The following is a 14,045-nucleotide window of genomic DNA, read 5'->3' on the forward strand; positions in this document are numbered from 1 at the left end:
AACGGCGGCCCACGCGGCAGCAGAAGCTATGGGCCTGTCTTCGTATGTTCTGACGGCCAGAGCATAGGAAGACAGGCTCCAACTAAACCAATATTAAAGATAGATAAGGAACACCACCATGTCAGAACGTTTGTACAATGACGTGGATCCGATCGAAACACGCGACTGGCTCCAGGCGATCGAATCGGTAATCCGTGAAGAAGGTATTGAACGCGCGCAATTCCTGATTGATCAGGTGCTGGATGAAGCGCGTAAAGGTGGGGTAAGCATTGCGCAAGGTGCCGCCGGACGCAACTACATCAACACGATTCCGGTCGAAGAGGAGCCTGAGTATCCCGGCAATCTGGAACTTGAGCGCCGTATCCGTTCCGCTATTCGCTGGAATGCCGTGATGACCGTGCTGCACGCGTCGAAGAAAGATTTGGAACTGGGCGGCCACATGGCGTCATTCCAGTCGTCCGCCACCATTTATGAAGTGTGCTTCAACCATTTCTTCCGCGCGCGCAACGACAAAGACGGCGGCGACCTGGTCTATTTCCAGGGGCACATCTCCCCCGGCGTGTACGCCCGCGCCTTCCTTGAAGGTCGTCTGAGCGAAGATCAGATGAACAACTTCCGCCAGGAAGTGCACGGTAAAGGGTTGTCATCCTATCCGCATCCGAAGCTGATGCCGGAGTTCTGGCAGTTCCCGACGGTGTCGATGGGCCTCGGCCCGATAAGCGCTATCTATCAGGCAAAATTCCTTAAATATTTGGACCACCGCGCGCTGAAGGACACCAGCAATCAGACCGTGTACGCCTTCCTGGGCGACGGCGAGATGGACGAGCCGGAATCCAAGGGCGCCATCACCATCGCGACCCGCGAGAAGCTGGACAACCTGGTATTCATCATTAACTGTAACCTGCAGCGTCTGGACGGCCCGGTCACCGGTAACGGCAAGATCATCAACGAGCTGGAAGGCGTATTTGGCGGCGCCGGCTGGGAAGTGATCAAAGTGGTCTGGGGCAGCCGCTGGGATGAGCTGCTGCGCAAAGACACCTCCGGCAAGCTGATTCAGCTGATGAACGAAACCGTTGACGGCGACTATCAAACCTTTAAATCGAAAAACGGCGCCTACGTCCGCGAGCACTTCTTTGGTAAATACCCGGAAACCGCAGCGTTAGTGAAAGACATGAGCGACGACGAGATTTGGGCGCTTAACCGTGGCGGCCACGATCCGAAGAAAATTTATGCCGCTTTGCAAAAGGCCAAGAAAACCACCGGCAAGCCCGTGGTGATCCTGGCGCACACCATTAAAGGCTACGGCATGGGTGTGACCGCGGAAGGCATGAACATTGCCCATCAGGTGAAGAAAATGAACATGGAAGGGGTGCGTTACTTCCGCGATCGTTTCAACCTGAGCACCATTACCGACGAAAAGATTGAAGCGCTGCCCTACATCACGTTTGACGAAGGGTCCGAAGAGCATAGCTATTTGCACGAGCGCCGCAAAGCGCTGCACGGCTATCTGCCGAGCCGCCTGAAGGATTTCACCAAGCCGCTGGAACTGCCGACGCTTGAGGACTTTGCGCCGCTGCTGGAAGAGCAGAAGAAAGAAATTTCCACCACCATCGCTTTTGTTCGCGTGCTGAATGTGATGTTAAAGAACAAGTCGATCAAAGATCGTCTGGTCCCGATCATTGCCGACGAAGCCCGTACCTTCGGCATGGAAGGTCTTTTCCGCCAGATAGGCATCTACAGCCCCAACGGTCAGCAGTACACGCCGCAGGATCGCGAGCAGGTCGCCTATTACCGTGAAGACGAAAAAGGGCAGATCCTGCAAGAAGGGATCAACGAGCTGGGTGCGGCCTCCTCCTGGCTGGCGGCGGCGACCTCCTACAGCACCAACGATTTGCCGATGATTCCGTTCTACATCTATTACTCGATGTTCGGTTTCCAGCGGATCGGCGATCTGTGCTGGGCGGCGGGCGACCAGCAGGCGCGCGGCTTCCTTATCGGCGGCACCTCGGGGCGCACGACGCTGAACGGTGAAGGCTTGCAGCACGAAGACGGCCACAGCCATATCCAGTCGCTGACCATCCCGAACTGCATCTCCTACGATCCGGCCTATGCCTATGAAGTCGCGGTCATCATGCATGACGGTTTAACCCGCATGTACGGTGATAAGCCGGAAAACGTTTACTACTATCTGACCACGCTGAACGAAAACTACGCCATGCCCGCCATGCCGAAAGGCGCGGAAGAGGGTATTCGCAAGGGGATCTACAAGCTTGAAACGCTGGAGGGCAGCAAAGGCAAAGTGCAGCTGATGGGCTCTGGCGCCATTCTGCGCCACGTGCGCGAAGCGGCGCAGATCCTGGCGAAAGACTATGGTGTCGGCTCCGATGTGTACAGCGTGACCTCGTTCACCGAACTGGCGCGCGACGGCCAGGATTGCGAGCGCTGGAACATGCTGCACCCAACCGAAACCCCGCGCGTGCCTTATGTGGCCACCGTGCTTAACGAAGCGCCGGCGGTAGCGTCCACCGACTATATGAAACTGTTCGCCGAGCAGATCCGCAACTTTATTCCTGCCAGCGAATTCCGCGTTCTGGGCACCGACGGTTTTGGCCGTTCCGACAGCCGCGAGAATCTGCGTCATCACTTTGAAGTGGACGCCAGCTATGTTGTGGTTGCGGCGCTGGGCGAGTTGGCCAAACGCGGCGATATCGGCGCTGATGTGGTGGCGCAGGCCATCAGCAAATTCGGCATCGATGCTGACAAAGTCAACCCGCGTCTGGCGTAAGAGGTAGAGTAAATCATGGCTATTGAAATCAACGTACCGGATATCGGTACAGATGAAGTGGAAGTCACCGAGGTCCTGGTCAGCGTGGGCGATAAGGTTGAAGCCGAGCAGTCGCTGATTACCGTGGAAGGGGATAAAGCCTCCATGGAAGTGCCCTCGCCGCAGGCGGGGGTGGTAAAAGACATCAAGGTCGCGGTAGGTGACAAGGTCGCCACCGGCAAACTGATAATGACCTTTGAGGCGGCAGAAGGCGCCGCCGAAAAACCCGCTGCCGCGCCGCAGCAGGACGCCAGCGCGCCGGAGGCCAAACCGGCCGCCGCGGGCGGTGCCGCACAGAATCAGGACGTTAACGTTCCCGATATCGGCGGCGACGAGGTGGAAGTCACCGAGGTGCTGGTGAAGGTCGGCGATAAGGTCGAGGCCGAGCAGTCGCTTATCACCGTCGAGGGCGATAAGGCGTCGATGGAAGTGCCGGCACCGTTTGCGGGCACGGTTAAAGAACTGAAGGTCAATACCGGCGATAAAGTGAACACCGGTTCGCTTATCATGGTGTTCGAGGTCGCCGGTGGCGGCAGCGATGCGGCACCGGCCGAGGCCGAAGCGCCGCAGGCGCAGCAGCAGAGCGCGCCTGCTCAATCCGGCGGCAACAAAGAAGTTAATGTCCCGGATATCGGCGGCGATGAAGTGGAAGTCACCGAGGTCATGGTCAAGGTGGGCGATAAGATAAGCGCCGAGCAGTCGCTGATTACCGTGGAAGGTGACAAAGCATCGATGGAGGTGCCGGCGCCGTTCGCGGGTATCGTCAAAGAGATCAAGATTAACGTCGGCGACAAGGTCAGCACCGGTTCGCAAATTATGGTGTTCGAGGTGGAAGGCGCTGCCCCGGCCCCGGCCGCCACCAAGGAAAGCGCCGCGGCTGTGGCCCCTGCGCCGGCATCCGACGCCAACAAAAGCGCGGCTGCCGCCCCGTCGTCGTCCGCAGGCAAAGGTGAATTTGCCGAAAACGATGCCTATGTGCACGCCACCCCGGTAATTCGCCGTCTGGCGCGCGAGTTCGGCGTCAACCTGGCGAAGGTGAAGGGCACCGGGCGCAAAGGCCGTATCCTGCGTGAAGATATCCAGACTTACGTCAAAGAGGCGGTTAAACGCGCCGAGGCCGCGCCTGCCGCTGCCGGCGGCGGTTCGCTGCCGGGGCTGCTGCCGTGGCCGAAGGTGGACTTCAGCAAGTTCGGCGACACCGAAGAGGTGGAGCTGGGCCGGATCCAGAAAATCTCCGGCGCCAACCTGCACCGCAACTGGGTCATGATCCCCCATGTGACCCAGTTCGATGAGGCCGATATCACCGAAGTGGAAGCCTTCCGCAAACAGCAGAACGCCGAAGCCGAGAAGAAAAAGCTGGATGTGAAAATCACCCCGCTGGTGTTTATCATGAAAGCGGTTGCCAAGGCCTTGGAAGAGCTGCCGCGTTTTAACAGCTCGCTGTCGGCGGACGCCCAGAAACTGACGCTGAAGAAATACATCAATATCGGCGTGGCGGTTGATACGCCGAACGGTCTGGTCGTGCCGGTGTTCCGCGATGTGAACAAGAAAGGCATTGTAGAGCTGTCGCGCGAGCTGACGGAGATCTCCAAAAAGGCCCGCGCCGGCAAACTGACTTCGTCGGATATGCAGGGCGGCTGCTTCACCATCTCCAGTTTGGGCGGCATCGGCGGTACGGCGTTCACGCCTATCGTCAATGCGCCGGAAGTGGCGATACTCGGCGTGTCCAAATCGGCAATGAAACCGGTGTGGAACGGTAAAGAGTTTGCGCCGCGACTGATGCTGCCGCTGTCGCTGTCCTATGACCACCGGGTCATCGACGGCGCCGAAGGTGCGCGTTTTATCAGCTTCATCAACAACGTGATGTCTGATATCCGTCGCTTGGTCATGTAACCCTCCAGGCCGGCCCGCGGGCCGGCCTGCTTGTTTCTGCGCCGCCGCCGGTGGCGAAGGGGTCGTCGGCGGTACCAACTAAACATGCGCCGTCGTCACATAATTTGCAGTCTATTAACATTTCTGTAAACTATGCGCGATGGAGACGTCCCGGTGGACACAGCGCGTTATGCAAACACAGGCGATAAAATAGACGTCTGACCCGCCGGACAATCAACTAAGAGGTCATGATGAGTACTGAAATAAAAACTCAGGTCGTGGTACTTGGGGCGGGCCCGGGCGGGTATTCCGCGGCATTCCGCTGTGCGGATTTAGGTCTGGAGACCGTCCTGGTGGAGCGTTATTCCACCCTCGGCGGGGTTTGCCTGAACGTAGGCTGTATCCCCTCCAAAGCATTATTGCACGTCGCTAAGGTTATCGAAGAGGCCAAGGCGCTGAGCAAAAACGGTATCGTCTTTGGCGAGCCGCAAACCGATATCGACAAAGTGCGCACCTGGAAGGAAAAGGTGGTCAATCAGCTGACCGGCGGCCTGACCGGTATGGCCAAAGCGCGTAAGGTGAAGGTGGTAAACGGTTACGGTAAATTCACCGGCGCCAACACGCTGCAAGTGGAAGGCGAGAACGGTACCACCACCGTCACCTTTGACAATGCCATTATCGCCGCGGGCTCGCGCCCGACCCAGCTGCCGTTTATCCCCCATGATGATCCCCGCGTATGGGATTCTACCGATGCGCTCGCCCTGACGTCGGTGCCAGAGCGTCTGCTGGTGATGGGTGGCGGGATTATCGGTCTGGAAATGGCCACCGTTTACCACGCGCTGGGTTCGGAAATCGACGTGGTGGAAATGTTTGATCAGGTCATCCCGGCGGCCGATAAAGACGTGGTGAAAGTGTTCACCAAGCGCATCAGTTCCCAATTCAACCTGATGCTGGAAACCAAAGTCACCGCGGTGGAAGCCCGGGAAGACGGCGTGTATGTCAGCATGGAAGGAAAAAAAGCGCCGTCGGAAGCCCAGCGCTATGACGCCGTGCTGATCGCCATCGGCCGCGTGCCGAACGGCAAGCTGCTGGATGCCGGCCAGGCCGGGGTTGAGGTGGACGATCGCGGCTTTATCCGCGTCGACAAACAAATGCGCACCAATGTGCCGCACATTTACGCTATCGGCGATATCGTCGGCCAACCGATGCTGGCGCACAAAGGCACCCACGAGGGCCACGTGGCGGCGGAAGTCATCGCCGGCAAAAAACACTATTTCGATCCTAAAGTCATTCCGTCTATCGCTTATACCGAGCCGGAAGTGGCATGGGTCGGCCTGACGGAAAAAGAAGCGAAAGAAAAAGGCATCAGCTACGAAGTCGCCACGTTCCCGTGGGCGGCCTCCGGGCGCGCCATCGCTTCCGACTGCCAGGACGGTATGACCAAGCTGATTTTCGATAAAGAAAGCCACCGGGTCATCGGCGGCGCCGTGGTCGGCGTTAACGGCGGCGAGCTGCTGGGCGAAATCGGTTTGGCAATCGAAATGGGCTGCGACGCGGAAGATATTGCGCTGACCATCCATGCGCACCCCACGCTGCACGAATCGGTAGGGCTGGCGGCGGAAGTGTACGAAGGTACCATTACCGATCTGCCCAACGCCAAAGCGAAGAAAAAGAAATAATTTTTCTGCGCTCTGTGGCAAAACAAAGGCGCCTGCGGGCGCCTTTCTTATTGCGTCATGCGCGCTTGCCGCCCGTCGCTATCGCCGTAATCGGGCTGGGCCAGACGCCCGTCGCTATCGCCGTAATCAGGCTGCGCCAGATTGAATAATTCACAGGCGGTCGTTTTGCCCACCGGAAAACCCGATAATAGCTGTCTCACCTCCGGGCGATAAACCGCATCGCCGATGTAGTCAACCAGCTGCAGCAAATGCGGTCTGGCGAGGTATTTCAACAGCGCATCCTCTTTGGTCAGGTAGCTGTCGCGGCAAAGCGCCCGCAAATCAACGTAGTCGGTTTCCAGCAGCGCCGTTTTTAACCGGCGGCCGCGAAATTCATCGTGGGTGGCGCAGCGGTTGGCAAGTGCCAGCACATCATGGCGAAAATGCGCCAGAAAACAGGTGCTATCGTCACTGTCGGTAATGCGTACCAGGTTCGCGCGGCCGTAGGCGGGATCGTCAAGCACGGCAAGGACTTTTTGCCGCACCGCCGGCGCGTCGGCCATACTTTCGACTTGCGATTGGATATACCGTTCCGGCGTCAGCTGGTCATGGACTTCCATCAGCGCATCGTCCAGCGACTGGCAGACTTTCATTGTGCAAACTTCAGCGAACTGATGATCCAGACGGTAATCCAGCGGCGGCGATTGATAGATCCGATAATTGCCGATCTGCAGCAGATAAGACCAGGGCGCCTGCTCGAGTGGATCGTAGCGCAGTGCCAGCTGAAAAGCGCTACGGTACTCGCTGTTGGCAAAGGCGCGCAACTGCATAAAACGGGCAACCACCGCCGCCGGTGAGAGATCCCGCGGCTCGCCGGTGCCGGGCTGGCTGATTTGCCGGTATAGCCGGGCGATGGCCGCGCGTTTGCCCCCCTTGCGCAGAAATTTATCAAACAGCCGATCGACAAGCCCCATATGGCTGGCGTCTTCCAGCGTTCGGGCCTGGATAATGCGCGCAATACGCCCGCTGTTGAGTGCAAAACCGCTGTTCAGAATAGTGCTGAGAGGGAGAGAAGAGATGATATCCATATCATGATGCCTCCGTCGTAATGGGCAACCATCTAATGCCAACCCCCCGCGATTGGCAAACCGTTATTGTCGTTGCCAATCGCTTTTTGCAACTCGATCGGCCCGGCCGGCAGGGGCGGTAGGCAGGCGGCCGGGGTAACGATGCGGCCTTTGTTGAAGGGTGAAACGGCTGATGATAGGCCGCGGTCAGTGAGGATAAGGCGGCGTTTCGCTTTTGGACTGAAGCGGGTCGCGCCCCGTCAGACCGAAACAACGCCCCCCAGGACAACTACCGGCATGCCGACGGGGATTGGGCGGGCGTTGGGCCTTGTGCGGCGACGAAGCGTTAGGACGCCATCGCTTCGGCTTCTGCTTCGGTTGCCGATGCGGCGACGGTTTCAGCTTTAGCCTCGGCTTCGGTTGCCGTTGCGGCGGAGGCTTCAGCTTTAGCCTCCTCTTTGGTTGCCGTTGCGGCGACGGCGGCGGTTGCAACGCCAGCCTCGACTCCGACGTTGACTTCAGCGTCGGTTTCAGCGGCGCGAGCGCTCGGCAAAAGGCTGTCGGCGGCGGCAGTCATCACCGCAGCGGGCACGTCGCTCTGTGCGGTGGCGACGGCGCTGACAACGGCTTAATCTTGCGTCACGTTGGCGTCGGGGATGTCGGCCTGCTCAGCGGCGGCGGCGATACTGCCCGCCACAGCGGCCGGGATCGGTGCGCCGTCAGTCGCGGCAGCGGCCAGCGCGGCCTCGTCAGCGGTTTGCTCGGCGGCGGCGGCGATATTGCCCGCGAGGGCGGCCGGGATCTCGGCGCCGTCAGTCTCGTCAGCGCCCTGCTCGGCTGAGGCGACGAGATCGCATGCCGGCGCTTCCTCGGCTGGCGTTGAGGCGGACAATGCGCTGGCGACGGCGGCTTCAATCTCTTTCGCCCGCCAATGCGGCGATGAGGTAATGTCGACCGGCGACGTTTTCCGCTGTGCGTCGACCACTTGTACCACATCGGGCAACATAGGCAATGGCACACTCGACGCGCCCGCCAGGAAGCTGCTGGTGTATTCGCCGGTCACGCGCTGCTCAGGATTGCTGCTGCTCTCGCTATCCACATATCCGTGATCGGAGGGATTGTCACGGTTCAGCGACCAATGCGATAGCATCGATAATCCCTGCTGAGCGGCAAAGGCGCCGACGTTAAAGGCATTGTCGAGGGTAAATATGGTGCCATCGTCGTTGCGGCCGATCATTGGCGTCACGCCGATTTTTGCGAATCGCGCTTTCTCGGAGAGATCGGGATAGAGCGTCTCCAACTGGGCCGCGATATTCATTGCCGCCTCTTTCGCCGCCTGGCCCATTTCGCCGGCAACGCCGGGCTCGAAATAATCCATCGCCATGGCGTTAATGATAAAATCCACGTTTGCGGTAGCCAATTGCTCTACCAGAGCAAATTGCTCAGGCGACAGTCCGGTCGGCAGCGTCGGAAGCGTCAGCGACAGCTGCACATTCGGATAGTCCGGCTGCAACCGGGCCAGCGCCGCGCTGATTTTCCCAATGTCAAACTGGTTGTTCTCTAAGTCAAAATCCAGGCCTCGCGGCTGATAAAGCGCAATCGCCTGGCGATAAGCCTCCAGCAACTCATCTTCGGAAAGGACGCTGGAGATATCCGTATTGCTAGCGCCTCCGAAGGACAAATTAAAGCCCAGCCCGGCGTCGGCCAAGGCATCGGTAAGCGGTTTAGCCCAGTCTAAAGGGGTAGCGGTTTGCCCGGACCAGCAGGGCGTATTATCTTGACCAAGCGTAATGAAAGACAGCGTTAGGCCATCGGTTTTCAAGGCGGCCGCGAGTTCGGCATATAGGGGGTTGGGACGTCCTGCGCGAAATGCCTCTCCCTCGTCCCATTTTGCGTTAACCGACACGTCCAGATAGGGCATAAAAAGGGTGTTCATTCAGTCTCCTTACTGTTGGAATTAATAATTGCGCGCGCGCCAGAGGAGTATTGATGAAAAAAAAGGGGACGTTAGGCATTAACTCTTGAACGAAAGCGCAGCGGCAGACAGCAGAGGGACAGCAGGGTAGCGCGGGGGCGGGGCGGCGCGGCGCGGCGCGAAATTGCCCTCGCTATGCCGCGCTGGCGATAACCTTGACGCCAAGGTGGGCGCTGGCGCTTTGCTTCGGCAGGCTTTCATGTCAAAGTGATTTGCCCGGCGGTTCGCGCCTAGCGCGGTGCTGCTGCCCGCCTTGATATAAGTCGCTAAAGCCTTATCGTTTCGGCCAAATATCATGTTGCTTTTATGTAAACAAATTAACAAGGCGGTTAAATACTGATAAACTGGCGCTTGCCCAGCCGGATAACAACAAACCTTTTCTAAAAAAAGTATCGCCGGTGAGGTATGGAAAGCCAGGCACTACCTATGACAATGAAAGCGAGGAGAACGTCGTGCTAGAAGATTATCGTAAGCACGTTGCCGAGCGTGCTGCACAGGGCATTGCCCCTAAGCCTCTCGATGCCGCACAAATGGCGGCGCTGGTTGAAGTGCTAAAAAACCCGCCGGCGGGTGAAGAAGCCTATTTGCTGGATCTGCTGACCAATCGGGTCCCCCCAGGCGTGGACGAAGCAGCTTACGTGAAAGCGGGTTTCCTCGCGGCCGTTGCCAAGGGTGAGGCGCAGTCTCCGTTGGTGACGGCGGAAAAGGCCATTGAACTGCTGGGCACCATGCAAGGCGGCTACAACATTTTGCCGCTGGTGGACGCGCTGGATAATGACGCGCTGGCGCCCCTCGCCGCGCGCGCGCTAAAGCCGATGCTGCTGATGTTCGACAATTTCTATGATGTGGAAGAAAAAGCCCGCGCCGGCAATACCCATGCCCAGGACGTCATGGCATCCTGGGCCGAGGCGGAATGGTTCTTATCCCGTCCGCCGCTGGCGGAAAAAATGACCGTTACCGTTTTCAAGGTCACCGGCGAAACCAATACCGATGACCTCTCGCCGGCGCCCGACGCCTGGTCGCGGCCGGATATTCCCCTGCATGCCCTGGCGATGCTGAAGAACGCCCGTGACGGCATTATCCCCGATCAGCCCGGCAACGTGGGCCCCATTCAGCAGATCGAGGCGTTGAACGGCAAAGGTTTCCCGCTGGCCTACGTCGGCGATGTGGTAGGGACCGGTTCCTCGCGCAAATCCGCCACCAACTCGGTGCTGTGGTTCATGGGCGACGATATTCCCTATGTGCCGAACAAACGCGGCGGCGGCGTGGTACTGGGCAGCAAAATCGCGCCGATTTTCTTCAATACAATGGAAGATGCCGGCGCCCTGCCGATTGAAGTGGACGTTTCTGATTTGAACATGGGCGACGTCATTGATATTTACCCCTTCGCGGGTGAAGTGCGTCATCATGACACCGGCGCGCTGCTGGCCAGTTTTGAGCTGAAAACGGATGTGCTGGTCGATGAAGTGCGCGCCGGCGGCCGTATTCCGCTCATCATTGGCCGCGGTCTGACCGCGCGCGCGCGCGAATCGCTGGGGCTTCCCCCGAGCACCATCTTCCGCCACGCGCGCGATGTCGCCGCCAGCGACAAAGGCTACACGCTGGCGCAGAAAATGGTCGGCCGCGCCTGCGGCGTGCCGGGCGTGCGGCCTGGGCAATATTGCGAGCCGAAAATGACGTCGGTCGGATCGCAAGACACCACCGGCCCCATGACCCGCGATGAATTGAAAGATCTGGCGTGTCTGGGCTTCTCCGCCGACCTGGTGATGCAGTCGTTCTGCCACACCGCCGCCTATCCCAAGCCGGTGGACGTGCAGACCCACCATACCCTGCCGGACTTTATCATGAACCGCGGTGGCGTCTCTTTACGCCCGGGCGATGGGATCATCCACTCCTGGCTGAACCGTATGCTGCTGCCCGATACCGTCGGCACCGGCGGGGATTCCCACACTCGCTTCCCGATCGGCATCTCGTTCCCGGCAGGGTCCGGTCTGGTGGCCTTTGCCGCCGCGACCGGGGTGATGCCGCTGGACATGCCTGAATCGGTGTTGGTGCGTTTCAAAGGTACCATGCAGCCGGGCATTACCCTGCGCGACCTGGTGCATGCGATTCCGCTATACGCCATCAAGCAGGGGCTGCTGACGGTTGAGAAAAAGGGCAAGAAAAACATTTTCTCCGGCCGCATTCTCGAGATCGAAGGGCTGCCGGAGCTGAAAGTGGAACAGGCGTTTGAATTGGCGGACGCCTCGGCGGAACGCTCAGCCGCCGGTTGTACCATTAAGCTCGATCAGGCGCACATTACCGAATATTTGAATTCCAATATCGTGCTGTTGAAATGGATGATTTCGGAGGGTTACGGCGATCGCCGCACGCTGGAACGGCGTGTTACCGGCATGGAAAGCTGGCTGGCCAATCCCTCGCTGCTGGCGGCGGATGCGGATGCTGAATATGCCGCGGTCATCGACATCGATCTGGCCGAGATCAACGAGCCTATCCTGTGTGCGCCGAACGACCCAGACGATGCCCGTTTGCTGTCGGACGTTGCCGGGAGCAAAATCGATGAAGTCTTTATCGGCTCCTGCATGACCAATATTGGCCACTTCCGCGCCGCGGGCAAATTGCTCGACAGCCACAAAGGACAACTGCCGACCCGCCTGTGGGTCGCGCCGCCAACCAAAATGGACGCCGCCCAGCTCACCGAAGAAGGGTACTACAGCGTATTCGGCAAGAGCGGTGCGCGCATGGAAATCCCGGGCTGTTCGCTGTGCATGGGTAACCAGGCGCGGGTAACGGATGGTGCCACGGTGGTGTCGACCTCGACCCGTAACTTCCCCAATCGTTTGGGCAACGGTGCCGATGTCTATCTGGCCTCCGCGGAGCTGGCGGCGGTCACCTCGCTGCTGGGCCGTTTACCGACGGTCGAAGAGTATCTGCAGGCGATGGCGATGGTGGATCAGACGGCGGTGGATACCTATCGCTACCTGAATTTCGACCGTCTCAGCGAATATACCGATAAAGCCGATCAGGTCATTTTCCAAACCGCGGTCTGACGCGTAGCTGGTCGGCGGCAATCTCTGCCGACCGCTTCGGCTAACCCTCCACCGCCCGTCGCTGCTGACGGGCGTTTTTTTTAGAGGGACGTGGTACGCGATGTACTGCGGCGCCAACGGTGGATGGTTCTCGCTATCGGGCTTTGGCTGACGAGGAAAAAGCGCGTAAAATCCGTTTATCTTCCACCGCCGTGTGCAAAAAAAGACGGCACAGCGCCCCTTACATAGGTATCTACACATCAGGGAGGAGGCTTAAGAGCAACTCTCGCTAAATGAGTAAGTTCTTCCAGACTATATTCCGATAATAATTTTAGTGTATTCAACAAGATGGATAGGCCAGCGAGCAGAGCAGGAGCGCTCTCTCTGCGGCCTCGCTTTTGCTGTCGTCCTGACAAGCGACATATCAGCTGGCGGGCTGCCGCATTTTCTTCTCCTTCAGCGCGTTGCAGCCGCCATACCAGAACAGCAGCCATACTGGCTATTAACAACCTGCGTAGTACGGCTGGCGCGCTGCGCTGAAGCCATGTTTCTACGTCATGTCCGGCACCTTTCAGCAACTTAAAAAATGATTCAATATTCCAGCGCCAGTAATACCAACGAGCTACTTCCTCGCAGGTGATCTCGCTGCAAACGTTTGTAAGCAGCGTCCAGCGTCCCACCACATTACCGAGATCATCCGTAAGCCGAACAACAACCAATCTGACCGTCAGAGGCTCTCCAGGTTGGATTTTTATGCGGCGGCCGGTTTCTTTATCTTTACGCTTCTGCTGCGCAGCTCGGGTTATGACTATCGAGGTTTCACTGATTTCCATATCAGCTTTTTTCCCTTTCCAGTCTACCTGTCCGCATCCGTTGTATGGCAGAAGAGCAGCAATCTCACCAATTTTCAATGAATTACCTTGCCACTCTGCACCATGTCCTTCTTTTCCTCGGATAAGCCAGCATATTCCTTGAGTACTCAACGTCCGCATATGTCCAATAGAGTCACCCTCTCTATCAATTATATGAATCAGCTTTTTACCTATATTAAGCGATTCCACACGGGCAATATCGGTCGTCAAGGCGTCCATATGTGTCTGCCGTTCGGACAGTCCTTCCGCCAACGTTGAATGACAACCGGTTGCATCGGTAAGTGTCTGAGATAGAGGCGCTATTGGCAAACCCGTGCCAGCATCAACCAGCAAGCTGCTTTGAAGTTCATATCCAACATCGCCACCGTGCGTCATTTTTAAGCGTCCGTATTTGGCATGATGGTAAAGAAATTGTAAACGTGACCAATCATGAACAACGAGAGCGTATGGATGCGGGCTAAGCGAAATTTGCTCAAGTGCTAGCGAAATAATTGGCTCATTGAGTTGACTGAAGCTAATTCGCTTATTATTCAGAAAACGCCAGACAGCTTGGGTAGTTGCGAAAGTTGATTTTTGAGCACTTGCGAGGTCTTTAACCGCAGAAGCAAGAAGAGCCGCGGGCGTCATATGCTGTTTAACCAGCGTCTGATATCGGCGGGTAAGGCGAGAGTCAATCCCGCCAACAGATAGGTTGAAATCATTCTGCAAAGTAATAACAGGTATCACGATAAATGTGTAGATACCTATG

At 57.8% G+C, this 14,045-nt stretch carries 8 protein-coding genes; 4 read left to right on the top strand and 4 right to left on the bottom strand.

Annotation, left to right across the window (positions count from 1 at the left end; genetic code table 11):
* Window positions 1-118: 118 nt before the first annotated feature.
* The 3 genes from aceE to lpdA all read left to right on the top strand — a co-directional run bounded on the left by aceE (window position 119) and on the right by lpdA (window position 6,375).
* Entirely contained in the window at window positions 119-2,785 is a 2,667-nt protein-coding gene (gene aceE / locus CINSTRO3249_RS00435; protein ID WP_074011707.1) for a pyruvate dehydrogenase (acetyl-transferring), homodimeric type, read from the top strand.
* A 15-nt stretch (window positions 2,786-2,800) separates the two neighbouring features.
* The gene (gene aceF, locus CINSTRO3249_RS00440; protein ID WP_074011708.1) at window positions 2,801-4,717 is read left to right on the top strand and encodes a pyruvate dehydrogenase complex dihydrolipoyllysine-residue acetyltransferase; all 1,917 of its coding nucleotides are present in this window, start codon (window positions 2,801-2,803) and stop codon (window positions 4,715-4,717) included.
* Between the two features lie 230 nt (window positions 4,718-4,947).
* Entirely contained in the window at window positions 4,948-6,375 is a 1,428-nt protein-coding gene (gene lpdA / locus CINSTRO3249_RS00445; protein WP_074011714.1) for a dihydrolipoyl dehydrogenase, read from the top strand.
* Between the two features lie 47 nt (window positions 6,376-6,422).
* On the opposite strand, the gene CINSTRO3249_RS00450 is transcribed toward lpdA, so the two are convergent.
* The 3 genes from CINSTRO3249_RS00450 to CINSTRO3249_RS00460 form a co-directional block, all read right to left on the bottom strand.
* The gene (locus tag CINSTRO3249_RS00450; RefSeq protein ID WP_074011709.1) at window positions 6,423-7,442 is read right to left on the bottom strand and encodes a hypothetical protein; all 1,020 of its coding nucleotides are present in this window, start codon (window positions 7,440-7,442) and stop codon (window positions 6,423-6,425) included.
* Between the two features lie 325 nt (window positions 7,443-7,767).
* Window positions 7,768-8,001 (bottom strand): hypothetical protein, encoded by a 234-nt coding sequence (locus CINSTRO3249_RS00455; protein WP_125933080.1) that lies wholly within the window; start codon window positions 7,999-8,001, stop codon window positions 7,768-7,770.
* A 48-nt stretch (window positions 8,002-8,049) separates the two neighbouring features.
* A complete protein-coding gene (locus CINSTRO3249_RS00460) occupies window positions 8,050-9,357 on the bottom strand; it encodes a glycoside hydrolase family 18 protein (protein ID WP_074011711.1) in 1,308 nt (435 codons plus the stop codon).
* Between the two features lie 491 nt (window positions 9,358-9,848).
* Between CINSTRO3249_RS00460 and acnB the strand changes: the two genes are divergently transcribed.
* Window positions 9,849-12,446: a bifunctional aconitate hydratase 2/2-methylisocitrate dehydratase gene (gene acnB, locus CINSTRO3249_RS00465; RefSeq protein ID WP_074011712.1), complete on the top strand. Its 2,598-nt coding sequence runs from the start codon at window positions 9,849-9,851 to the stop codon at window positions 12,444-12,446.
* 239 nt (window positions 12,447-12,685) lie between these two features.
* Here the strand turns inward: acnB and CINSTRO3249_RS00470 are convergent.
* On the bottom strand, window positions 12,686-14,045 hold a 1,360-nt coding region (locus CINSTRO3249_RS00470; RefSeq protein WP_254304262.1), incomplete at its 5' end, for a flagellar biosynthesis protein FlhF.

It is taken from the genome of Candidatus Sodalis sp. SoCistrobi (assembly GCF_900143145.1).
Classification (GTDB): domain Bacteria; phylum Pseudomonadota; class Gammaproteobacteria; order Enterobacterales; family Enterobacteriaceae; genus SoCistrobi.

Coding starts and splice junctions, on each gene's coding strand:
- CINSTRO3249_RS00450 (WP_074011709.1), bottom strand. CDS start 7,442: ATGGATATCATCTCTTCTCTCCCTCTCAGCACTATTCTGAACAGCGGT.
- aceF (WP_074011708.1), top strand. CDS start 2,801: ATGGCTATTGAAATCAACGTACCGGATATCGGTACAGATGAAGTGGAA.
- CINSTRO3249_RS00460 (WP_074011711.1), bottom strand. CDS start 9,357: ATGAACACCCTTTTTATGCCCTATCTGGACGTGTCGGTTAACGCAAAA.
- aceE (WP_074011707.1), top strand. CDS start 119: ATGTCAGAACGTTTGTACAATGACGTGGATCCGATCGAAACACGCGAC.
- lpdA (WP_074011714.1), top strand. CDS start 4,948: ATGAGTACTGAAATAAAAACTCAGGTCGTGGTACTTGGGGCGGGCCCG.